This window comes from Mycobacterium sp. NPDC050041, assembly GCF_049541695.1.
Classification (GTDB): domain Bacteria; phylum Actinomycetota; class Actinomycetes; order Mycobacteriales; family Mycobacteriaceae; genus Mycobacterium.
Map to the genome: position 1 here is coordinate 465,782 of NZ_JBMVDG010000003.1, position 22,344 is coordinate 488,125.

Here is a 22,344-nt window from a genome sequence, read left to right on the forward strand (position 1 = left end):
TCAGGTTTCAGTGCACGTCCGGGTGCACCGCGCGCAACTGCGCACTGTCCCAGTAGCCGCGCTGGTGCTCGATCAGCCCGTCGCGGACTCGGAAGAACCCGCAGCCGCGGAAGCCGTCCGGGTCGATCCACTCCAGCGCGGCCCAGTCACCGTCGACGACCAGGTTGATCGGTGTGCACGTCAACGGGCCGGCCGCGAACGTCTCACGATGGAACTGCTCGATCGCCGCCCGGCCGACGACGGGCTCCAGCGCGATCTGATGGTTGACCGCGTCCTCCGCGTACAGCGCCGAAAGAGCCTGCGCGTCACCGGCGTTGAACAAGTCCACCCAGTGCTCGATGGTCTCCCGCGTCGTCACCGGCCCCACCTACTCCGCGTTGACGTCGAGCCCGTGCGCGGCGGCATACGACAGCGCCTGCTCGATGTCGATCTTCGCGCCGCGCACCGCGGCAGTGGTCCAGAACGTCGGGTCCATCCGTGCGCCACGCAGATCCGCCTCGCCGAACTTGGCCCCGTTGCAACGCGCACCGGTGAGGTCGGCCCGGCGCAGCACCGCCTTGCGCAGGTCGGCGCCCACCAGCCCGGCCTCCCGGAGCCGGCAGTCCGACAGGTCGACCCCGCGTAGGTCGCAACCGCCCAGCACCGCCAGGGTCATGTCCACCTCGACCAGCACGAGCGGGCGCAGCCGGCACTCGGTGAACTCCGACCCGAGCAGGCTGCAATGTTTGAACGTGCTGTGCCACAACGTGGTCCGCCGAAACCGGCAGTTCCGGAACGCCGTCCCGACATGCTCTGACTCACTCATGTCGACACCGCTGAAGTCGCAGCCGTCGAACACCACCCGATCGGTGCGCAGCCGGCTCAGGTCCTCGTCGCGGAAGTCGCGGCCGACGAACTCCTCCTCGACCCAGACCGTGTCACCGCTCACCCGTCAGCCGGGCAGCGCACTGAGGCTGTCGAGGGCGTACTCGGTGACGGCGATCAGAGCTGCCTTCGCCGAATGCCGGTCGCGGGCATCCACACTGACCACCGGGATGCGGTCGGGCAGTGCGAGCGCCTTGCGCACCGCCGCCGCGGGGTGCTTCGGCGCATTGTCGAACTCGTTGACCGCGATGAGGAACGGCAGCCTGCGTGCCTCGAAGAAGTCGACCGCGGCGAAGCTGTCCTGCAGGCGCCGCACGTCGACGAGGATGATCGCGCCGATCGCCCCACGCACCAGGTCGTCCCACATGAACCAGAACCGGCGCTGCCCCGGCGTGCCGAACAGATACAGCACCAGGTCATCGCCGAGCGTGATGCGGCCGAAGTCCATCGCCACCGTGGTGGTCCGCTTGTCCGGAGTGGCGTCGAGACCGTCCAGTCCGGCCGACGCGTTGGTCACCAGGGCCTCGGTCCGCAACGGCATGATCTCTGACACCGCACCCACGAACGTCGTCTTGCCGGCACCGAATCCACCGGAGATGACGATCTTGGTCGAGGATGAGCGCTCGCGCGAAGACGCTGTCCCCGCGGCGTCGCGTCGATCAGAGTGCCCTGAGGCCACGCAGCGTCCTTCCTATCAATTCGCGACGTTCGTCGTAGCTCGCCGAGTCGTCGAGGGTGACGTGCACCCGTAGATAACCTTGCGTCACCAGGTCGCCGATCAGCACGCGCGCCACGCCGAGCGGAACGGACAACTTGGCCGCGACCTCGGCGACCGAGGGGCTGTCCACACACATCGCCACGATCCGGCCGCGGATGTCACTTGCCGGCCAGCGCGGCGCCTTGCCGGACCTCAACGTCTCCACCGGCGCCTCCATCGGCAGGTGGACCCGAGAGTCCGTACGACCCGCGGTCAGAGTGTACGGCCGCACCAGGCTCGGCGCGGGCCCGGCGTCAGCTACCGGATCCGGTTCCCAACCGGTCGATTCGCCTCTGCCGCTCGGAATTTCCATCGCCGATCACGAGTGCTGCGGAGTCCGTCGAGCCGACTGCACCACGGTGCCGACCCGCTCTACCAATACCGCCATCTCGTAGCCGATCTGGCCGATGTCACACGACCGCGTGGCCAGCGTCGCGAGATTCGATCCGTCGCCGACCCGCATCAGCAACAGGTAGCCGTTCTCCATCTCGACCACCGACTGCAGCACGTGGCCGCCGTCGAACAGCTGTGCCGCCCCGGTGGCCAGGCTCGCCAGCCCCGAGGCGACGGCTGCGAGCTGGTCGGCCCGCTCGCCGGGCATGTGCTCGCTGGCCGCCATCAGCAGGCCGTCGGCCGACACCAGCACCGCATGCGACACACCCGACACCTCGCGGGCGAACTTCGAGACCAGCCAGTCGAGCGACTCACGAGGGGACGGCCGCGTGAACGAGTCCCTGGGGTTCGCGGTGCTCCTACTGTCCGGAAACGTCATTCGAAATCTGATCCTCTGGTCTCACGGGCGTGCGTGCGGCCGGCGTGCACACCGCCGAAGTGGTTGCTGATGCTCGCGCGGACAGCGTCCGGATCGCGCAGCGGAAGCGACTCCGACCCATTGCCGGCGTCGACCGCCGATGCTACCTCGTCGTCCTGGTCGACGCTGCGATGCGCTCCGCCGTTGCGGTGCCCGCCGTTGACCGGCTCCACCCCGCCCGGCACCAGCCGGGCGCCCGGCTGACGCACCGGCAGGCCCTCGTCGGTGTGCGCGACGACGGGCGCTTCGTCGGCCGCCTCAGCCGCTGACCAGCCGTGATCCCAGACCGACTCCCAGTTGAGGTCGCTGCTGTTGGCGATCTCGTGGGGATCGATCAGCCACTCCGACAGCATCTTCTGATAGATCGCGTCGTCGGATCCGGCGGTCCCGGACTCTTCGCCCGCCGGCTCGCCCGGCAGGTCGGCCGGACCGCGGACCGGCTCGACGGCGGCCGCGGGCACAGCCTCCCGCACCGGCCGCTCCTCCTGCGGCGACTCGACCGGCTCCGGCCGGTGCACGCCGTTGCTGGCCACCTGGGCCCGCGAGGCGAAGAACGCCGAAGTGTTCGTCGGACCCTGCGGCTCGGCCGGCGTCTGGGCCGGCATCGAGTCCTCCGGCCACTCGTCGACGGGCTGCAGGTCGGGTTCGTCGACCGGCGGTGGCGCGGGAACGCCTGAAATGCCGCTGGCACCGGGACTGCGCTGCGGCAACAGCGACATCGGAACGTCGGCGTAGCCGTTGCGGTACGCGGCCGGCTCTTCCCGCGACCCGTCGCCGTACCCGGCACCGTTCGCGTACACATGGCCGAGCGGCTGCACCGCCGGGTACTCGGTGAAGCCCGCGTGGGCATCCCCGGCCGCGTACGGCTCGGAGTGCGGCTCGGGCGCCACGGCGTCACTGCGCGCGATCAGGTCGACCGGCACGTACACCCCCGCGGTGGTGCCCGAGTTCGGCTCCTCGGCGACCGTGGCGCGCAGCCGGACCACCAGGCCGTGCTGGGTGGCCAGCCGGCCCACCACGAACAGGCCCATGTGCCGGGCGGTGTACGGGTCGACCTCACCGCCGGACTGCAGGCGGGCGTTGGCCACCCGAAGGTCGGGCTCGGTCATGCCCAGTCCGATGTCGCTGACCTCGATCACCAGTCCGCCGTTGCCCGCGTGCACCGCCGACACCCGCACCTGCGAGATCGGCGGTGAATAGCGCAGCGCGTTGTCGAGCAGCTCGGCGAGCAGATGGATCAGGTCACCGGCCACCGGACCGGCGATCTCGCTGTCGGGCACCGTCGCGGTGATCACCCTGGCGTAGTCCTCGACCTCCGAGGCGGCGGCGTTGATGATCTCCGCCACCGGCACCGGCGCGGCCTGGTCACGCGGGATCTTCGCGCCGGAGAGCACCAGCAGGTTGGCGCCGTTACGGCGCATCCGGGCCGCGAGGTGGTCGAGCCGGAACAGGCTCTCCAGCCGCTCGGGATCGTCCTCGTTGCGCTCGAGCCGGTCGATGAGTGACAGCTGCTGGTCCACCAGCGACCGGCTGCGCCGCGACAGCGTCTCGAACATGTCGCCGACCTGCAGCTGCAACCGGGCCTGCTCGCCGGCCAGGAACACCGCCTGCTCGTGCAGTTCGTCGACGGCGTGGGCGACCTGGCCCACCTCCTCGGTGGTGTGCACCGGGATGGGTGCGACCGGGCCCGGCTCACCGCCGGCCCGCACCCGCTCGATCTCCGCGGCCAGATCCTCGTGGGCGACCTTGAGGGCGCTGTCACGCAGTCGGCGCAGCGGCCGCACCAGCGAGCGTGCCACCAGCAACACCACCACCAGCGCGATGACGATCGCGACGGCCACCAGGACGGCGTCCCGGATCGCGGCGCTGCGCTGGGCGGCGGCCTCTTCGTTCACGGCCGCGGGAATGCTCGCGGTCAGGTCGGCGATCATCTTGCCCGCGATGCCGTCGGTCACCTGCTGGGACTGGAGCAGTTCGGGGCTGCCCACCAGCACCACGCCCGGGGTGGCCAGCATCGACATCCGCTTGAACATCTCGCTGCGCAGTGTGGCGGCATCCTGGGACGCCGGTCCGAGCAGCGCGGCCATCCCGGTGACCGTCGACGGTTCGGTGCCCGCCAGCGTGGTCATCGACACCCGCAGTTCGGGCTCGGGCACGTCACCGCCGCGGGTCACGAGCATGTGCTGCAACGCCATCTGTCCGCGGGCGCCGATGGCCCGCGACAGCGCCTGCGCCTCCACCTGTACGTCGGCGGTGTCCGCGCGCGCCGACCCGGTGACGGCGGTCTCCGAGGTGAGCAGCAACGCCCCGTAGGCCAGCACCCTGCCCCGGAGGTCGATGGTGTTGGCCATCACCTTGTTGATCAGTTCCTGGCCGATGGTGAGCAGGTTGTTGACGGCCGACTCGACGTCGTCCACGACGTCGGTGTTCTCCAGCCGCTCGCGCAGATCGGCCTTGCGGGAGTCGAAGTCGGCCAGCGGTTGCTGAGTCGGGGCGCCCTCGGTGGCGGCCACCATCGCGTCCTCGAACGCGGCCATGTAGTCGCTGATCGCCGGGATCATGTCCGCCCGTTCGGAGGCCAGGCGCAATTCGGACGCCTCGGTCACACCGGCATTGATCCGCAGTCCGCCGAATCCGCCGGCCAGCAGCAGCGGCACCAGCACGATCGCGAAGACCTTCCAGCGCACCGGCCAATTCGTCGGCGACCACGGCGACGGACGCTTGGCCGGCGCGGCGGGGCCGCCGGCGGCGCGCGCGCTCAGTGATGGATCGTGATTCATAGGTTTCCTGCTGTTTCGCCGTATGCGGGCGGCGCGGTTCTACGCCTCGGTGCGCCTGGCAATTGCACGAGTATGACAGCCACTCGCGGGCGATTCCACAATTCTTACTGAACAGACAGAGTTCACAACGGTCCTTCAGTGTCGGCTCGTGGTAGGCGAGCAAACCATTTCGGCCACCGGCGATTCAGCTGCGATCATCGTCGGATGTTCCGGGTGATGTTCTACTCACCGCGGATCGCGCCGAACACCGGCAACGCGATCCGGATGGTGGCGGCGACGGGTTGCGAACTGCACCTCGTCGAACCGTTGGGGTTCGACCTGACCGAACCGAAACTGCGCCGCGCCGGGCTGGACTACCACGACCTCGCGTCGGTCACCGTGCACCCGGATCTCTCCGCGGCATGGGACGCCCTGACCCCGAAGGCCGTGTACGCGTTCACCGCGCACGCGCACACGCCGTTCGCCGACATCGACTACCGCCCCGGCGATGTGCTGATGTTCGGCCCGGAACCGACCGGCCTGGACGACGAGACGCTGGCCGATCCGCACATCACCGCGACCGTCCGCATTCCGATGCTCGACGGCAGGCGGTCACTGAACCTGTCCAACGCCGCCGCGGTGGCGGTGTACGAGGCATGGCGCCAGCAGGGATTCACCGGCGCCGTGTAGCGGCGCCTACCAGGTGTCCCAGTGCGTGAGCTGCTCGGCGGGCAGCCGCTTGGCGGGCTTGAAGTCGGTACCCTTGGTGTAGGCGATCGGGAACAGCCCGCCCTGGGAGTACTTGTCGAAGGGGATGCCCAGCAGGTCGGCGGCCTGCTTCTCGCCGTCGCCCATCAGGTGCAGCGAGGTCCACGCCGATCCGAGGCCGCGGGACCGCAGCGCCAGCATGAAACTCCACACCGCTGGCATCAGCGATCCCCAGAACCCGGCGCTCATCGACGCCGGTGCGCCGTCGGGCCTGCCCTCCAGGCACGGGATGAGCATCACCGGCACCTCGTGCAGGTGTTCGTTGAGGAACTTCGCCGAATCCATCACCTTCGGCCCGCGTTCGTCGCGGCTGTCACCGTAGGCGGGCTTCGGGGCGTTGAGGTACGGCGTCGCGTTCGTGCGGTAGATGTTGGCGATCGCCTTCTTCTTCTCCGCGTCCTCGACGAACACCCACTGCCAACCCTGCGCGTTCGACCCGGTCGGCGCCTGCAACGCGATCTCCAGACACTCCATCAACACGTCCCGCGGCACCGGCTTGTCGAAGTCCAGGCGCTTGCGCACCGAACGGGTGGTGGTCAGGACTTCGTCGGCAGACAGGTTCAGGTTCATTTCCGCGAGACTACATTCGCTTCCATGGCAGTCGACTTGACTCAAGAGGTTTCCGGCAGGCTCGAATCAGACCACTTCGGGTGGCTCACCACGGTGGCGAAATCGGGGCAGCCGGTGCCCCGGCTGGTGTGGTTCTACTTCGACGGCACCGACATCGTCGTCTACACCCAGGGGCAGGCGGCGAAGGTGCGGCACGTCGAGAACCACCCGCAGGTCAGCCTGAACCTCGACTCCGACGGCAGCGGCGGGGGCATCATCGTGATCGGCGGCGAGGCCACCGTCGACGCCACCGACGCCGACCCACGCGAGGATGCGCCTTACTGGGCCAAGTACTCCGCCGACGCGGAGAAGATCGGCATCGCCGACGCGATGGCCTCCTACGGCACCCGGCTAAGAATCCGCATCCACAAGGTGTGGACCACGCCGACCGCGGGGTGACCGTGCACAACGCATCTGATTTCGAGCGGCCCGTCAGCACCTGGCAGGACATCCCGGGCTGGTTCACATGGCGCGGCGGCCAGGAGGAAGCGGTGGCCCACTTCGGTGACGGCAGCCGCTTCGTCGAGGTGGGCTGCTACCTGGGCAAGAGTCTGTGCTCACTGGCCGAGGTGGTGCGCGCGAGCGGTCGCGCAATCGCCGTGACCGGTGTGGACACCGGCCGGGGCAGCGGTCCGGAGGGTGTCAGCGCGGTCAACGCTCACGGCCCCGCGGTGGAGTTCGGCGGCGGCACTTTCGCCGGACTGCTGCACCGCAACCTGATCGCCTGCGGGGCAGCAGATCTGGTACAGCTGCTGATCACCGACTCGCTGGCGGCCGCCGCGCTGTTCGCCGACGAGTCACTGGCCTGGGTGCACCTCGACGCCCGGCACGACTACGACAGCGTGCGGGCCGACATCGCGGCGTGGCTGCCCAAGGTGCGTCCCGGCGGATGGCTGTCCGGCGACGACTACAACCGGGACTGGTTCCCCGGCGTGGTCGACGCGGTCGGCGACACGCTGCCCGGCGCCGAGGTGTGGTGGTCGACGCAGTGGCGGTGGCTCAAACCCTGACGTCGTCGGCGACCATGCCGCGGTGCATCACCCGGTCACCGTCGACGCCGTCGTGGTCCGCGCGGTGCATCACGCATCGGTTGTCCCACATCACCACGTCGCCGGGGCGCCACTGGTGGCGCAGCACGTTGTCCTCGCGGGTGGAGTGTGCGACGAGCATCGAGACCACCCGGGCTGCCCGGTCCGGGGACAGTCCGCTCACCGCCGCACACCGCTTCGGCGTCGACAGGTACAGCGCGGTGCGGCCCGTCAACGGATGCGTCAGCGCGACCGGGTGAGAAGCCGAGGTCTCGTCGTCGTCGCCGAGCTCGAGGCCGGTGACGACGTGGGTGATGGTGCGGCCCCGCAGATCCCCGCGGACGTGCGCGGGCAGCGTCTCCCACGCCCGGTACTGGTTGGTGAACAGGGTGTGACCCCCGTGTCGCGGCACGTCGACGGCGCGCAGCGCGGTGTAGGCGGGAGGACGGCGCACGTAGGTGGTGTCGACGTGGAAGTTCGACCGCGGCGGGGTCGTCCGCCCGACATTGCTGATGACGTTCAGGTCGGCGTATCCGGGCACCGGCGTCTCCCCGGCCGTGAACATCAGCTCGCCGAAAGCCCGTAGAAACGCCAGGAATTCGGTGTCGCCGACACACTGCCCGGACATGATGACCACGCCATGGCGGGCGAGCACCTGCCGCAACCGGCGGACGGTCGCGTCGTCCAGCGCCCCGACCCGCAGGCCTTCGACCCGCGCGCCGACCGGCGCCAACTGCCTCACCTGGAACACGACGCCGATCCGATCTCGGCCTGCCGCAACACGTGCGCGAACAGATCGGCGACCTCGCAGCCGTCGGCCGCGGCCATCATGGCGATCACGCTCGACCCGGCGAACGAGCAGTACAGGCCGGCCTCGAGGAACCACGGCTCGCCGTCGGGGTCGATGCGGAAGTCGAAGAGGCCGTAGTGCCGGCATCCCAACGCCCGGTAGCAGGCCCTGGCCGCGGCCCAGACTCGTTGCGTCACAGGGTCGTCGGTCGGGACGATCCACGCCCGGCTGACGTCCTTCGCCACCAGGAACAGCCGACCGTCGGCGCCGCGGGCCAGCTTGTCCCCCGCTGTGCGGATCGGCTTGCTCGACGGATCCACCGCGTACTCCTCGAGCGGCAGACACCACAGGTCGCCGTCGCGCTCCACCACTCCGCAGCGCACTTCGCGGCCCAGCTCGACGTAGGACTCGACGAGGACGCCGGAACCATGCACCGTCGCGGCGTCCACCGCGGCGCCCAGCTCGGCGCCGTCACGCACCAGGCTGACTCCCGCCGAATTGTCCGCGGCGGCGGGCTTCACCACCACCGGCAGCGGGATCCGCAGCTCGTCGCCGGGCCGCAGCGTCTGCCCGTCGGGCACCGAAACCCCGGTGGCGGCGACGACCGCCCTCGCCGTCGCCTTGTCGGCGGTCATCGCCATCACCTCGGGCCGGTTCCCCAGGTAGGGCAGCCCGAGCAGGTCGAGCAGTGCCCGGAACGTCGTCATGCCGGGGCGGCAGAACATCTGCGGCACCACCACGTCGACGGGCATGGCGCAGAGCCGGTCGACGGCTGCCGCGGTGCTGTAGCACTGTGCCGCAGCGATACTCTCGGTCTCCAGGGTGGCGGGGAAACACCACGTGCCGCCCGGTGCGACATGGGCGATCTGGTGGCGGTACCGGTGTGGGGCGTCGAGTGCGGCGAGGCAGTCGCGGGCGTACAGCCGGGACAGGTCGGCGTGGAACTCGTCGACGGGCGAGCCGACGAGGTGCAGCACCGAGATCATCAGTCGCCTCCTGCCTCGACGAGCTTGCCGATGTTGAAGTCGATCCGGGTCCATCCCCGGCCGCTGCGCAGGTTGGCCAGCAGCAGCGAGGGGATCTGCAGATGGTGAACCATGAGGTAGGGCAGCGGATCCCACGAAGAGAAGATCGCGTCGCGGCCCTGCAGCATGGTCGCAGGCCGACCGGCCCGGGTCAGCAGACGCCACAGCTCGTGGTAGGTCCAGTAGGTCGCCCGCGCATCGGCGGCCGGGGTGATCTCGACGTGCTGGTTGTCGAGATAGGCGCCGGCGACCCGGGGATCGTCGCCGAACACGGTGATCGCCGAATGCGTCCGCGGGTTGCATTCGATGGCGTACGGCGTGCCGTCCGCTGCCTCGATGAAGTCGAACGACACCTGGCCGGTCAACTCCAGGCTCTTGACGAGATGTTCGACCCAGTGCCGGATCCTCGGCTTGTCGACGTGCGCGTAGTTCACCTGGAACGCCGACGACTCGCAACAGCAGTAGACCCGGATCGCGCCGTCGCGCACGGTGGCGTGGGTGCAGTACTCGCGGCCGGGGATGAATTCCTGCAGGATCCACGGGTCGTCGCCGGAGATGGCCAGTGAGCGGGCGTATGCCGCGTTGCGCTCGGGTGTCTCACGGGTCAGCGGGGTCAGGTCGGTCCGGCCGACCGGGTGATAGGCGATCCGCTTGAGGACATAGGTCTTGCCCTCGGGGAAGTCGAACTCCTCGACCTGCCGCGCGTCGGTGATGCGATGGGTGTCGGGCACGCTCAGGCCCAGAAATACTGCGAGTCGGGAGAATTCGGACTTGTCGTCGAGGGCGGCGACGATGTCGGCCTGACCGTGCACCACGTCGCAGACGCCGTCGAGCAGTGTCCGTGCCCGCGCGTCGGGCACGCTGGCCGCCGGGCTCGACACCGGCACGACGACGTCGACCCCTTCCCGGCGCACCACGTCGAGCAGCGCCTCGGCGTAGCCGGGGTCCGACGGGTCCGGAACACAGTGGAACGCGTCGACGGCCTTCGAGAAGCGGTGGCCGGTCCAGCGGTACTTCGCCGACTCCACCAGCACCACCCGGTGCCCGGCGAGGTGGAAGGACCTCGCCAGCTGCAGCGCCTTGGTCATCTTGCCGCCCGTGAGCAGAACGGTCCGCACCACAACGGGTCCCGGTGACCGGGCCGGCGGCGGGCGGCGGCGCGCCAGCGCCAGCCCGACGACGGCGAGGTCGATCGGCAGCGTGGCGCACAGCGCGGCCAGTGCCGCCACCGTGCGTCCCGTGTGCGACCGCGCTGTCGCCGTCACCAATCGTCCACCAGGACGTCGGCGCGGCGGATGAGGGTGAGTCCGTCGCGGACGGGGAGCAGCACCTGCTCGACGCGCGGGTCGGCGGTCACGGCGGCGTTGAAGGACGCGATCGCCGCGCCGTTGGCCGTCGGCTCACCGCTGACCGCGTAGGGCTGACCCTGCATCAGCGTGTTGTCGACGGCGATCACCGCGCCGGGCGCCAGCAGGTCCGTGTCGAGCAGGACCTCGAGGTAGCTCAGGTATCCGGCTTTGTCGGCGTCGATGAACACCAGGTCGAACGCCTGCAGCTGATCGTGGCGGGCGCGTTCGGCGAGCATGCCCAACGTCTCCATCGCCGGCGCCACGGCGACGGTGATCTTCTTGCCCGACGGGGACGCGGCGAAGCACTGCCGCGCGAACTTCGCTGCGTGGGGGTCGATCTCGCAGGCGACGAGCACGCCGTCGGCGGGCAGCGCCTCGGCCATGGCCAGCGCCGAGTAGCCGGTGAACATCCCGATCTCGAGCACCCGGGTGGCACGGGTCATGTGCACCAGGAACTTCAGCGCCTGACCCTCGACGTGGCCGGAGAGCATCTCGGCCTCGAGCCCGTCGGTCCAGTATGCCCCCTGGGTGCGGCGGGCGAGTTCGGCCAGCGCGGGCGACTCGGGGGTGGTACACCGGTCGAGGTAGGAATCCAGCCCGGCGGCGAGATCACGGGCGCGGGCCAGCCTCGTCAGCGTCTCGGCGTCGACGTCGGGTGTGGTCTGCAGCCGTCGCCAGACCTCGTCGAGCTCCGCGGCCAGGATGGTGGACGGCGTCACCGCCCGGGGCAGACGCCGCTGCTCGGACTGCACGCTCATGACACCACCTCCGCAGCGGTGAACATCTCGATCCCGTCACCGCCGCGGTCGAGCTCGATGCACAGCTTCTTGTGCAGTGTCAGCGTGTCGGACAGTTCTTCGACGGAGACGTCGTTGAGGAAGCGGCAGCGCCCGATCGGGTCGGGGATCGCCGCCCGCAGGGTGCCGTCGCGGGTCTTGAGGATGGAGTTCGTCGCCTGCTCCAGCAGTTCCGGGGTCAGGTGGTCGCTGTCCAGCGCGAGGCCCAGCCCGCTCATCACCGCCAGCACGCGGTCGCGGTCGGCGGTCGAGAGGTGGCCGCGCCGCTCGGCGAGGGTGACCGACAGCGCCATGTCGATGTTGATGGCGTGTCCGTGGAAGAACGGCACCGGTGGTGACAGCTCGAGTGTCGGGCTCCAGGTGTGGCCGAAGGCGATCACCCGGTCCAGGTCGATCTCGTGCAGGTTGGGCGCTTCGAGCTCCAACATGGTCGCGATGGCCTGATAGGTCAGCCGGTCGCCGACCCGGCGGAGTTCCGGTGTGCCGTCGAGGTGGCCGAATCTGGTGGAAAGCAGTGCCGGCCCGTGCTCCTCGAGCATCTGGAAGATGTCGGCGTTGCCGACCACCGCGATCTTGATGAGTTCGGCCATGCCGTTGCGCACCTGGTCGGCCGGCAGCGTCTTCAGGAACGAGAAGTCGAGGAACACCCGCTGGCTGGCGTGATAGGCGCCCAGCCGGTTCTTGTGCTTGCCGTAGTTGACCGCGACCTTGATGGAGACGCTGGCGTCGATCAGACCGATCAGCGTGGTGGGGATGCGGATGTACGGGGTGTTGCGCCGGTAACTGGCGCACGCAAATCCGGCGACGTCGGTGGTGAGCCCGCCGCCGACTACCAGTACCGGTTCCGTGCGGACCAGTCCGAACGCGTCGAACTCGCCGACGATGCGCTCGAAGGTCTCCAGCGACTTGGCCGTCTCCCGGATCTGCACCGGAACCACCGTCAGTGCGATGCCGTGGTGTTCGAAGTAGTGACCGATCGCCTCGCGGTAGAGCGCGTAGACGGTCTCGTCGATCACCATCAGGGCGCGGCCGTAGGGCAGGTAGCACTCGGCAAGGTCGGGGCGGTCGACGTCGAACACGCCGTCGACGTAGAGCAGATCGTATTCGATCTTCTCGTAACCCTCGACGTGGAAGGCCTTCTCCGTGGCCGAAACCCGGGCAGTCATGTCGCTCATTCCGCGAACCCCTCGCTCACGGCCAGCGAGACGACCCGGCGCTGGTCGAGATGATCGACCGTCTCGGCCGCGGACCCGAAGTCGGCGCCCTCGGTGTTCTCGTTCGGGAAGGCGATGCACGTCACCCCGGCGGCCGTCGCGGCCTTCACCCCGCCGGCGTTGTCCTCGATCGCGACCGACTTGGCGGCGTCCTCGCCGAGTTGCTCGAGTGCCCAGACATAGCACGCACCATCGGGTTTCGGGGTGTCGACCGCATCGCTGTCGACGATCAGATCGAACGGATCTGCGCCGAGGTGCGGTTCGAGCGCGGACAGCAGCGCGGTGAGGTTGGCCCGCGACGTGGTGGTGACGAAGCCGAGCTTGACGCCCTTGGCCTTGGCGGCGTCGATGACGTCGGCCACTCCGGGCCTCGGCTCCAGACCGGAGTCGGCTACCAGTCGCTGGAAGATCTCCGACTTGGTGGCGTGCACGGCGGCGGCGTCGACCTCGTCGCCGACGGCCTTGGCGTACTCGTCGATCCGGTCGGCCCCGCCGTTGGAGCCGAGCAACTCGCGGTAGTCCTCCTGCGACCAGTTCCAGTCGAGTCCGTGGTCGGCGAATGCATCGTTGAAGGCCCGGCGTTGCAGCTCCGAGGTGTCAGCAACCGTACTGATGGAGCCGAAGAGGATGGCGGCCATGAGAGATCCTTCCTGGTCGGCGGCGAAACGCTCAGCTCGAGCACGCCGCGCACATTGGGGAGACAGCTATCGGCGTCGCGGACGCCCGCTTCTCGACACCCCGCGATGACAACCAATCTGACCGTTCACTACTGAACAGTTCGTCCATTACTTCACACTTGATGCACTATTGGAAGAGTTGTCCATCAGATAATTTCTGTCGGATCCATGACGCGGATGAGGGAGGTGATCGCACGGGCATCGAGGACGCACGCATCGGCCGCACCCGCGCCGACGTCTCCCGCGCGGCACTCGACGTGCTGATCGGCGAAGGCTGGGAGCAGGTGACCCATGCCCGGGTGGCCGAAGCCGCCGGCTACTCCAAGTCGACGCTGTACACCCACTGGCCGTCGCGCTACGACCTCATCGCCATGGCGATCGACTCGCTCGGGGACATGCCCCACCACGAGCCCACCGGCGAACTGCGGGCCGACATCGTCGGCGAGCTGACGGTGTTCCGGCAAGCCATCCGCGAACTGCGGCTGGACCAGATCCTGGCCGGGATGGCGCAGTCGGCGTCGGTCGATGACGTAGCGGCCCTGCGCGACCGGGTCAACTCGGCGGGCCAGCGCAATCTGCGGGACATGCTGGCTCAGCGATTCGACGGCGCCGACCTCGAGGCGACCGTGTCGATGCTCACCGGTGTCGTCGCCTGCCCGTCGCTGATGTTCGGCCACCTCCCCGAGGACCGGGTGATCGCCGCAGCCGTGGACATCGTGCTGGGGCACAAGAGCTAGCGGCTCAGCGGCTCAGCGGAAGTCCCTCGACTTCGACACCACCCGCAGATCGAGCTTCTCCAACCGGTCGGCCACCACGGTCACCGCGCCGGTGGCGTTCTGCACGATGCCGCGGATCACCATCGCCGGCGCGGTCTGCGCCAGCCGGCGGTGCCGCGCCCACACCCCCGGCGCGCACAGCACGTTGATCATGCCGGTCTCGTCCTCGAGGTTGACGAACGTCACGCCCTGCGCCGTCGCAGGCCGCTGCCGGTGGGTCACCGCACCCGCGACCAGCACCCGGCTGCCGTCCCGCACGCCGAGCAGCTTGTCGGCCGGCACGACCCCCATCGCGTCGAGATGCTCACGCAGGTACTGGGTGGGATAGCTGTCCGGGGACACGCCCGTCGCCCACACGTCGGCCGCCGTCAACTCCAGCTCACTAATCCCCGGCAGCGACGGCACATGCGACGACGAGCCGACACCCGGCAGCCGGTCGGGCCGTTCGGTGGCGGCCGCGCCAGCCGCCCACAGACCCTCGCGGCGGGTGACGCCGAAGCAGCCCAGCGCCCCCGCCGTGGCCAGCGCCTCGGTCTGCGGCACCGACAGTTGCACCCGGCCGGTCAGATCGAGCAGATCGGTGAAGGGGCCGTTGACCTTCCGCTCGTCGACGATCTTCTCGGCGAGCTCGTCGCCGATGTGGCGGACGCTGCCGAGGCCCAGCCTGACGTCGAGCCCGTGGTTCTCACACGTGGCGTGCGCCAGGCTGGCGTTGACATCGGGGCCGTGCACGGTGACACCGTGCCGCCGGGCATCGGCCACCAGTGACTGCGGCGAGTAGAACCCCATCGGCTGGGCGCGGAGCAGCGCGGCGCAGAACGCGGCCGGATGGTGCAGCTTGAACCACGAGGAGTAGAACACCAGCGACGCGAACGACAGCGAATGACTCTCCGGGAAACCGAAGTTGGCGAATGCCTCGAGCTTCTCGTAGATCCGGTCGGCCACGTCACCGGTGATGCCGTGCCGGTTGCGCATCCCGTCGTAGAAACGGCCACGCAGCCGGCGCATCTTCTCGGTGGAGCGCTTCGAGCCCATCGCCCGGCGCAGCTGGTCGGCTTCCGCGGCGGTGAAGCCCGCGCAGTCGACGGCCAGCTGCATCAGCTGCTCCTGGAACAGCGGCACTCCCAGCGTCTTCCGCAGAGCGGACTCCATCGACGGGTGGTCGTAGGTGACCGGCTCCTCGCCGTTGCGCCGCTTGATGTACGGGTGCACGGACCCGCCCTGGATCGGCCCGGGCCGGATCAGCGCAACCTCGACCACCAGGTCGTAGAACAGCCGCGGCTTGAGCCGGGGCAGGGTGGCCATCTGCGCACGTGACTCCACCTGGAACACGCCGACCGAGTCGGCCCGCTGCAGCATCTCGTACACGGCGGGCTCGGAGAGGTCGAGCTGGGCCAGGTCGACGTCGATGCCCTTGTGCTCGGCGACCAGGTCGATGCAGTAGTGCAGCGCCGAGAGCATCCCCAGCCCGAGCATGTCGAACTTCACCAGACCGATTGCGGCACAATCGTCTTTGTCCCACTGCAACACGCTGCGGTTCTCCATGCGGGCCCACTCCACCGGGCACACGTCGGCGATCGGCCGGTCACAGATCACCATGCCGCCCGAGTGGATGCCCATGTGCCGCGGCAGGTTGGAGATCTGCTGGGCCAGGTCGATCACCTGCTCGGGGATGCCCTCGACGTGCTTGGTGTCCGCGAGTTTTCCCCACTGCCCGAACTGCTTGCTCCAGGCGTCCTGCTGCCCCTGGGAGAAGCCGAGCGCGCGGGCCATGTCACGCACGGCGCTGCGCCCGCGGTAGGTGATGACGTTGGCGACCTGGGCGGCGTAGTCGCGGCCGTAGCGCTGGTAGACGTACTGGATGGCCTGCTCGCGCAGATCGGACTCGATGTCGATGTCGATGTCGGGCGGCCCGTCCCGCGCCGGGGACAGGAACCGCTCGAACAGCAACTCGTTGGCGACCGGGTCGACGTTGGTGACGCCGAGGGCATAACAGACCGCGGAGTTGGCCGCCGAGCCCCGCCCCTGGGCCAGGATGCCGTTCTCCCGGCAGAACCGGGTGATGTCGTGCACCACCAGGAAATAGCCCGGGAAGGACAGCTCTTCGATGACCCTCAGCTCGTGTTCGATCTGGTGATAGGCCAGCGGCGCCCGCTCCGGCGGCCCGTACCGGTCGCGGGCGCCGGTCATCACCAGATGCCGCAGCCAGCTGTCCTCGGTGTGCCCCGGTGGGACGTCGAAGGGCGGCAGCTGCGGGGCGATCAGCGTCAGCCCGAACGCGCACTGCTCGCCGAGGTCGGCGGCGGCCAGGACCGCCTCCGGGCAGTGCGCGAACAGCCGCGCCATCTCCTCACCCGACCGCAGGTGCGATCCGCCCAGCGGCGCCAGCCAACCCGCCGCGTCATCGATCGAGTTGCGGGCCCGGATCGCCCCCATCGCCATGGCCAGCCGCCCCCGCGACGGCGCAGCGAAGTGCGCCGCGGTGGTGGCCACCACGCCCAGACCGTAGCGCGGTGCCAGCTCGAGCAGCGCGGCGTTGCGTTCATCGTCGTGAGGATGGCCGTGGTCGGTGAGCTCGACACTGACCCGGTCGCGGCCGAACCGGTCCACCAGGTCTGCCAGCGCCGCTCCGGCGGCTTCCGGGCCGCCCTGCGACAATGCCTGTCGCACATGGCCTTTGCGACAGCCGGTGAGGATGTGCCAGTGACCGCCCGCCGCCTCGGTGAGCATGTCGTAGTCGTAGCGCGGCTTGCCCTTCTCCCCGCCCGCGAGGTGGGCCCTGGCGATCTCGCGCGACAACCGGCGATAGCCTTCGGGTCCGCGGGCCAGCACCAGCAGATGGGGGCCGGGCGGGTCGGGCACCTCGGTGCGGGCGGTGTTGCCCAGCGACAGCTCGGCGCCGAACACGGTCTGCACGCCGAGTTCATGGGCTGCCTCGGCGAAGCGCACCACCCCGTAGAGCCCGTCGTGGTCGGTCAGCGCGATGGCGCGCAGATCCAGCCGGGCGGCCTCCTCGACGAGCTCCTCGGGCGTGCTGGCGCCGTCGAGGAAGCTGTACGCCGAGTGCGCGTGCAGTTCGGCGTACGGCACCGACGAGGCGAGCCGGTTCTCCCCCACCGGCTCGTAGGCGCCGCGCCTGCTGGACCAGGCCGGACTGTCACCGCCGTCGCCGGTGGGTTCGGCCAGGGGCGCGCCGGCGCGGCGGGGCTTGCTGTTGAGCACCCGCTCCATCTCCGGCCAGTTCGACGGCCCGTCGTTCCACGCCATCCTGCCAGTGTATCGAACGCGCGTTCGAACGACTCGGTTACGCTGCCCGCCTGACCACTCGCCGACGCTGCGGTGTGTTTGCCGTCGCTCGGCCGACGTCCGTGGTCATAATCGTGTGTGATCTGGCTGCTGCAGATTCCTGCGCCGATTCTCGGTCTGCTGTGGGTCGCCGCCGTCGTCGGATTCTCCGTCGGCGGCCTTCTCGTGTTCCGCAAGGCCGTTTCCCACACCAGACTCGAGAACGCGAATGCGGTGTCCAGCACGGTGTTCCAGCTCGCCGGCGTCCTCTATGCCGTGCTCGTCGCGTTCGTCGTGGTGGTGGTGTGGGAGCAGTTCGGTGACGCCGAGGACGCGAGTGGCCTCGAGGCCAGTGCGATCGCCGATCTACTCCGCGACTCGGCAGCTCTGCCGGCGGAGTCCCGCGTCGCGGTGCAGCAGAGCCTGATCGCCTACACCCGGGACGTGATCGACGACGAGTTCCCGCGGATGCGCCGCGGCGAGACCATCGAGGAGCAGTCCGACGAACTGGCCGACGTCTGGGAGACCTACCTGACGGTGCAGCCGGAGAGCCGCAACGAGATCGCCTTCTTCGATCACGCGATCGTCCGGTTGAACGACCTCAGCGCCAACCGCAAGATGCGGGTGTCGACCGGCGAGGCGTCGGTCCCCGGCGAACTCTGGGTTCTCCTGCTGGGTGGCGGCGGCGTGGTGATGGCGTTCACCTTCCTGTTCGGCACCCGCGATCTCCTGGTTCACGCACTGGCGGTGGGGCTGACGGCGGCCCTGCTGGGATTCGTCATGTACCTCATCTTCGCCCTCGAGCACCCGTACGTCGGCGCACTCTCGGTGGAGCCCGCCCCGTACGTGACGGTGCTGCAGGTGTGGTCGGAGTAGTCGCCGACCAGGCGCGTGCCGCCCTAACCGACCCGGGTGTCCACCGGCGCCGGGGTGTCGCGTCGCAGCGTCTCCCCCCGGAAGAACCCCGGGCTGCGCACCCGCCAGACCAGCATCAGCACGGCGCCGAGCAGCAGGATGCCGAAGCCCATGTAGAAGACCAGGCCGATACCGCCGATCGACGTGCCGCTGCCGTTCTCGGGATTCATGCTCTCCCGCACCGAGATCACGAACACCGCGGCGAGCACCAGTCCGCCGAGCAACGGGAACAGGAACTTGAACACCGCGTTGTGCAGGTTGGCGAACAACTCGCGGCGGAAATACCACACGCACGCGAACGCGGTGATGCCGTAGTACCAGCAGATCATGATGCCCAGCGCCGCAATGGTATCCAGCAGCACACTCTCGGAGAGCAGGCTGACCACGGTGTAGAACACGCCGGTGACCACACCGGCGACGACGGTGCTGAACACCGGCACCAGGAACCGCGGGTGCACCGATGCGAATCGGTCCGGGAACGCGCGGTAGGCGCCCATCGCGAGCATCGCGCGCGCCGCGGGCAGGAACGTCGTCTGCAGGCTGGCCACCGACGAGGCGAAGATCGCCAGGAACAGCAGGGGTCCGGCCCAGGTGCCCAGCACCGGGTCGGCGAGCGCACCGAACACGTTGTCGGCGTTCTCCTCGTTGCCCAGTCCGAGGCCGTCGGCGCCGACGCCGGCGTACATCATCACCGCGACGGCGACGAGCAGGTAGGTCAACAAAATCGACAGCACGCACACCAGCCCGGCCCGGCCCGGCACCTTCGTCGGGTCCTTGGACTCCTCGCCCAGCGTCAGGCAGGTGTCCCAGCCCCAGAACGCGAAGATCGACCCCGTCACGCCGATCACGAAGGCGCTCAACGCCAATCCGGTGAACGGGTTGAACCAGTCCAGGTCGAACGCCAGGCCGGCCGGCGCGTCACCGACGCCCACATGCCAGAGCGCCGCGACCGCGAACGCCAGCAGCACCACCATCTGGAAGCCGACGAGGATGTACTGGACGCGCTGGCTGGTGGTGATGCCGCGGCTGGCGATGTACGTGGCGACCGCGATGAACGCCAGGGTGGTGAGGATGTTGACCACGGTGTTGTCCGCGAGGTCGGCGATCTCCGGCCGGTTGAGGATCCTGGCGAAGAACAGATAGAAGAACTCGACCGCGATCGCGGCGAGGTTGGACAGCACGATGATCGACGCCGCCACCATCCCCCAGCCGCACACCCACCCCACGTAGGGGCCGAACGCCTTGGTGGACCACGTGAACGACGCACCGCAGTCCGGCGCGCGGGAGTTCAGTTCGCGGTAGGCGTAGGCGGTCAGGAACATCGGGATGAACCCGGCGATGAAGATGGCGGGCATCTTCAGCCCGACCGCGGCGACGATCAGCCCGATGCTGGCCGTCAGCGTGTACCCGGGTGCGACACAGGAGATGCCGAGCACGGCTCCCGAGAGTGTGCCGACCTTGCCCGCGGCCAGGCCCTTCGACTTCAGACCGGTGTCGCCGTCGTGCGGGGTCACCTCCGTCATGGGAGGTCCTCGTCACCGAGCTGGTCGCGGGGCACGACGACCATCGGCACGTCGAGGACGCGCAGCATCTTGGCCGCCGTGGAACCGAGGAAGAGCCGCTTCGGTGCGCTGAGGCGGCTCGAACCCACCATGATGAGGTCACCGTCGCGCCATTCCAGCTTGCTGACGGCGCTCTCCACCGACGGCCCGTCGACCACCGTCGACGTCACTGGAAAGCCTTCCGGGAGCTCGCTTTTCGCCGTGTCCAGCGTCCGCGCGGCATGGTCGAGCGCTCGCCTGTGCACGGCGTCGGCGTCACCGCGCAGGGTGCCGAAGGTGGGGTCGAGTGCCACCAGCGACACCAGGCGCAGCGGCGTGCCCGCCGCCATGCTGAACCGAACCGCGTTGTCCAGCAACAGATCGGCGCCCTCGCGCTCACCGATGGCGCAGGTCACCTCGCGGACCCGCTCGATCCCGGACAGACGCGCTCCGCGCGGGGCGACGGCCACCGGCACCGGCGACGAGTGCAGCAGTTCGTTCACCACCGAGCCCAGGGAGAAGCTGCCGGCCAGGCCGCCACCCGATCCGCCCACCACGAGCGCGTCCGCCTCGAGCCGGCCCGCCTCCCGGATGAGCCCGTCGGCGTACGAGGCGGAGAAGCTGACGTGGCCCTGGGTCACAACGTCATCGGGCACCGCCCCGAGCGCGCGGTCGAGCCACTCCGTGGCCTGCTCGGCGAGCAGGTCCTCGTAGCCACCGGTCGTCACCATCGCAGGCACGCCGCGATCGGGTGGCATCACGATGCAGGCGTGCACCTCGGCGCCGAGTGTGCGGCCCAACCGCACACCGAGCGCCAGGGCGTCACCGCCCCCGGGCGTTGCGAGAAAACCGACCACCAGTCTCACGACCACCACCGCCCGTTCGCGTCTCGTCCGACCGTCGTGATGATCCTGTCAACCGGGGCAACGGTTGGCGACGGCTTCGGCGAAATACGCGCGCCGGGACGCCCGCTCAGTCGGTGTACTCGGCGGTGCCGTCCTCGAGAACCAGCCTGCTGTCCGCGCCGTCCGGGCCTGCGGCCTCGGTGCGGAACACCGCCCGGCCGGGGTCCGTGCGCCAGATCGAGGTCGTCAGCGTCTCGCCGGGGAACACCGGGGAGGTGAAGCGGGCGCCGACGGCGGTGATCTTGGTGGCGTCGCCGCCGCCGAGCGCGGCCACCAGCGCCCGGCCCGCCACGCCGTAGGTGCACAGGCCGTGCAGGATCGGCCGCGGGAAACCGGCGAGTTCCTTGGCGAACCACGGATCGCTGTGCAGAGGATTGCGGTCGCCGGTGAGCCGGTAGAGCAGCGCCTGGTCCTCGCGGGTCGGCAGGGCGATCTGCGCGTCGGGCGCGCGGTCGGGGATCTGTGGCGCGGCCGGGCGCTCGCCGGGTTGGCCGCCGAATCCGCCCTCGCCGCGGATGACGGCGGTGGACACCGTTTCCGCGACCACCTGGCCGGTGTCCGGGTCGGTGCCGGTGCCCTTGAACACCAGGATCGCGTTCTTGCCCTCACCCTTGTCCTGGATGTCGGCCACCTCGGAGACGACGCTGAGCTTGCCGGCCGGCGGCAGCGGTGCGAACAGCCGGATCTGCTGGGACCCGTGCAGCAGCATGCCGAAGTTGAAGGACCCGACTTCGCCGACCGCTCCCCACGCGGGGCTCGCGATGACGGCGTAGGTGGGGAGCACCTGCTGCTCGAGGTCGTGGCTGTTCTCGGTGGTGAACGCCAGATCGGCGGTGCCCGCACCCACCCCGAGCGCGTACAGCAGGGTTTCGCGGTCGGTCCACTCGAGCAGTTGCGGTGCGGACTTCTTCCCCACGGCGGTCGGGTCGATCGGCATGGACACTCCCTTCTCGGCTGAGACGGACCATACCGGTACCGCAAAGACGATTAGCAGATCGAATAGTGGCTATGGAAGGGGAATGGTCGACCCGAGCGGGCACTTGGCGATGAGTGCGGTGCTCCGGCTGCACCGATCGATGACGGCGGCGGTGGACCAGCAGCTGAAGTCGGGCTTCGCACTGCGGCTCATCGACTACGAGATCCTCAAGGAGTTGCAGCAGGCCGACGGGGTGCGGTTGCTGGGCGAGGTGGCCCGGCGGCTGTCGGTGCACGCCACGACGGTGAGCATCGCCTGCGACCGCCTCGCCGAGCGCGGTCTGCTGACACGGCAGCGCCACCCCACCGACCGGCGCGCCACGCTGGTCACGATCACCGGTGAGGGCCGGGCGGTCGCGGAGGGGGCGACGGCGGCGCTGTGCAGCGTCGGTTTCGGTGTCACCGCCGACGACGCGCGCACTCTGACCGAGGCGTTGACGAGTCTGTACGGCAGCGTCACACCTTATTGACCTTTGCCGGGCCAGGGGTGACCATGGCC

General features: G+C 69.3%; 23 protein-coding genes. 6 read left to right on the forward strand and 17 right to left on the reverse strand.

From position 1 onward, the window contains the following. Positions 1–7 precede the first annotated feature (7 nt). Genes ACPCHZ_RS12650 through ACPCHZ_RS12675 form a run of 6 tightly spaced genes read right to left on the reverse strand, consistent with a single transcriptional unit; the run spans position 8 to position 5,212 of the window. Positions 8–358: a nuclear transport factor 2 family protein gene (locus ACPCHZ_RS12650; RefSeq protein WP_423485062.1), complete on the reverse strand. Its 351-nt coding sequence runs from the start codon at positions 356–358 to the stop codon at positions 8–10. Between the two features lie 9 nt (positions 359–367). Then, complete coding sequence (locus ACPCHZ_RS12655; protein ID WP_364972231.1) at positions 368–928, reverse strand: pentapeptide repeat-containing protein; 561 nt, start codon at positions 926–928, stop codon at positions 368–370. Positions 929–931: 3 nt separating this feature from the next. Then, entirely contained in the window at positions 932–1,543 is a 612-nt protein-coding gene (locus ACPCHZ_RS12660) for an ATP/GTP-binding protein (RefSeq protein WP_308214654.1), read from the reverse strand. Further along, positions 1,524–1,934, reverse strand: a complete 411-nt coding sequence (locus ACPCHZ_RS12665; protein WP_364972233.1) for a DUF742 domain-containing protein — start codon at positions 1,932–1,934, stop codon at positions 1,524–1,526. The genes ACPCHZ_RS12660 and ACPCHZ_RS12665 overlap by 20 nt, the downstream gene beginning before the upstream one ends. A 6-nt stretch (positions 1,935–1,940) precedes the next feature. Further along, positions 1,941–2,393, reverse strand: a complete 453-nt coding sequence (locus ACPCHZ_RS12670) for a roadblock/LC7 domain-containing protein (protein WP_423485063.1) — start codon at positions 2,391–2,393, stop codon at positions 1,941–1,943. Continuing rightward, positions 2,390–5,212 (reverse strand): ATP-binding protein, encoded by a 2,823-nt coding sequence (locus ACPCHZ_RS12675; protein ID WP_423485064.1) that lies wholly within the window; start codon positions 5,210–5,212, stop codon positions 2,390–2,392. The genes ACPCHZ_RS12670 and ACPCHZ_RS12675 overlap by 4 nt, the downstream gene beginning before the upstream one ends. A 204-nt stretch (positions 5,213–5,416) precedes the next feature. Between ACPCHZ_RS12675 and ACPCHZ_RS12680 the strand changes: the two genes are divergently transcribed. Beyond that, positions 5,417–5,881 (forward strand): tRNA (cytidine(34)-2'-O)-methyltransferase, encoded by a 465-nt coding sequence (locus ACPCHZ_RS12680; RefSeq protein WP_423485065.1) that lies wholly within the window; start codon positions 5,417–5,419, stop codon positions 5,879–5,881. Between the two features lie 6 nt (positions 5,882–5,887). Here ACPCHZ_RS12680 and ACPCHZ_RS12685 read toward each other — a convergent pair whose 3' ends face one another. Beyond that, entirely contained in the window at positions 5,888–6,529 is a 642-nt protein-coding gene (locus ACPCHZ_RS12685) for a nitroreductase family protein (protein ID WP_423485066.1), read from the reverse strand. A 24-nt stretch (positions 6,530–6,553) separates the two neighbouring features. On the opposite strand from ACPCHZ_RS12685, the gene ACPCHZ_RS12690 reads away from it, so the two are divergent. Continuing rightward, positions 6,554–6,967 (forward strand): TIGR03667 family PPOX class F420-dependent oxidoreductase, encoded by a 414-nt coding sequence (locus tag ACPCHZ_RS12690; protein ID WP_364972246.1) that lies wholly within the window; start codon positions 6,554–6,556, stop codon positions 6,965–6,967. Then, positions 6,943–7,578 (forward strand): class I SAM-dependent methyltransferase, encoded by a 636-nt coding sequence (locus tag ACPCHZ_RS12695; RefSeq protein WP_423485067.1) that lies wholly within the window; start codon positions 6,943–6,945, stop codon positions 7,576–7,578. The genes ACPCHZ_RS12690 and ACPCHZ_RS12695 overlap by 25 nt, the downstream gene beginning before the upstream one ends. Here ACPCHZ_RS12695 and ACPCHZ_RS12700 read toward each other — a convergent pair. From ACPCHZ_RS12700 to ACPCHZ_RS12725, 6 genes are read right to left on the reverse strand one after another with little or no spacing between them, the layout of a single operon-like run. Continuing rightward, complete coding sequence (locus tag ACPCHZ_RS12700) at positions 7,568–8,347, reverse strand: TauD/TfdA dioxygenase family protein (RefSeq protein ID WP_423485068.1); 780 nt, start codon at positions 8,345–8,347, stop codon at positions 7,568–7,570. The two genes, ACPCHZ_RS12695 and ACPCHZ_RS12700, sit on opposite strands and share 11 nt — an antisense overlap. Then, complete coding sequence (locus ACPCHZ_RS12705; RefSeq protein WP_423485069.1) at positions 8,335–9,372, reverse strand: D-alanine--D-alanine ligase family protein; 1,038 nt, start codon at positions 9,370–9,372, stop codon at positions 8,335–8,337. Before ACPCHZ_RS12705 ends, ACPCHZ_RS12700 begins: the two co-directional genes overlap by 13 nt. Next, positions 9,372–10,676: an ATP-grasp domain-containing protein gene (locus tag ACPCHZ_RS12710; protein ID WP_423485070.1), complete on the reverse strand. Its 1,305-nt coding sequence runs from the start codon at positions 10,674–10,676 to the stop codon at positions 9,372–9,374. The genes ACPCHZ_RS12705 and ACPCHZ_RS12710 overlap by 1 nt, the downstream gene beginning before the upstream one ends. Then, positions 10,673–11,518, reverse strand: a complete 846-nt coding sequence (locus tag ACPCHZ_RS12715; protein WP_423485071.1) for an O-methyltransferase — start codon at positions 11,516–11,518, stop codon at positions 10,673–10,675. The genes ACPCHZ_RS12710 and ACPCHZ_RS12715 overlap by 4 nt, the downstream gene beginning before the upstream one ends. Beyond that, positions 11,515–12,732, reverse strand: coding sequence for a sedoheptulose 7-phosphate cyclase (locus tag ACPCHZ_RS12720; RefSeq protein WP_423485072.1), 1,218 nt, complete (start codon positions 12,730–12,732; stop codon positions 11,515–11,517). Before ACPCHZ_RS12720 ends, ACPCHZ_RS12715 begins: the two co-directional genes overlap by 4 nt. Continuing rightward, complete coding sequence (locus tag ACPCHZ_RS12725) at positions 12,729–13,409, reverse strand: HAD-IA family hydrolase (RefSeq protein ID WP_423485073.1); 681 nt, start codon at positions 13,407–13,409, stop codon at positions 12,729–12,731. The genes ACPCHZ_RS12720 and ACPCHZ_RS12725 overlap by 4 nt, the downstream gene beginning before the upstream one ends. A gap of 161 nt (positions 13,410–13,570) precedes the next feature. On the opposite strand from ACPCHZ_RS12725, the gene ACPCHZ_RS12730 reads away from it, so the two are divergent. After that, the gene (locus tag ACPCHZ_RS12730) at positions 13,571–14,185 is read left to right on the forward strand and encodes a TetR/AcrR family transcriptional regulator (RefSeq protein WP_423485074.1); all 615 of its coding nucleotides are present in this window, start codon (positions 13,571–13,573) and stop codon (positions 14,183–14,185) included. A 12-nt stretch (positions 14,186–14,197) separates the two neighbouring features. Here the strand turns inward: ACPCHZ_RS12730 and ACPCHZ_RS12735 are convergent, their stop codons facing one another. Next, complete coding sequence (locus ACPCHZ_RS12735) at positions 14,198–17,491, reverse strand: error-prone DNA polymerase (protein ID WP_423485075.1); 3,294 nt, start codon at positions 17,489–17,491, stop codon at positions 14,198–14,200. Positions 17,492–17,608: 117 nt separating this feature from the next. Here ACPCHZ_RS12735 and ACPCHZ_RS12740 point away from each other — a divergent pair, with 117 nt between their 5' ends. Beyond that, positions 17,609–18,385: a DUF4239 domain-containing protein gene (locus ACPCHZ_RS12740; protein ID WP_364972271.1), complete on the forward strand. Its 777-nt coding sequence runs from the start codon at positions 17,609–17,611 to the stop codon at positions 18,383–18,385. A 23-nt stretch (positions 18,386–18,408) separates the two neighbouring features. On the opposite strand, the gene ACPCHZ_RS12745 is transcribed toward ACPCHZ_RS12740, so the two are convergent. The 3 genes from ACPCHZ_RS12745 to ACPCHZ_RS12755 form a co-directional block, all read right to left on the reverse strand. After that, on the reverse strand, positions 18,409–19,947 hold the full coding sequence (locus ACPCHZ_RS12745) for an APC family permease (RefSeq protein WP_423485076.1): 1,539 nt from the start codon (positions 19,945–19,947) through the stop codon (positions 18,409–18,411). Next, complete coding sequence (locus tag ACPCHZ_RS12750; RefSeq protein WP_423485077.1) at positions 19,944–20,831, reverse strand: universal stress protein; 888 nt, start codon at positions 20,829–20,831, stop codon at positions 19,944–19,946. The genes ACPCHZ_RS12745 and ACPCHZ_RS12750 overlap by 4 nt, the downstream gene beginning before the upstream one ends. Positions 20,832–20,937: 106 nt before the next feature. Continuing rightward, the gene (locus ACPCHZ_RS12755) at positions 20,938–21,807 is read right to left on the reverse strand and encodes a MaoC/PaaZ C-terminal domain-containing protein (protein ID WP_423485078.1); all 870 of its coding nucleotides are present in this window, start codon (positions 21,805–21,807) and stop codon (positions 20,938–20,940) included. A gap of 82 nt (positions 21,808–21,889) precedes the next feature. On the opposite strand from ACPCHZ_RS12755, the gene ACPCHZ_RS12760 reads away from it, so the two are divergent. Further along, positions 21,890–22,315, forward strand: a complete 426-nt coding sequence (locus tag ACPCHZ_RS12760; RefSeq protein ID WP_423485079.1) for a MarR family winged helix-turn-helix transcriptional regulator — start codon at positions 21,890–21,892, stop codon at positions 22,313–22,315. Positions 22,316–22,344 lie beyond the last annotated feature (29 nt).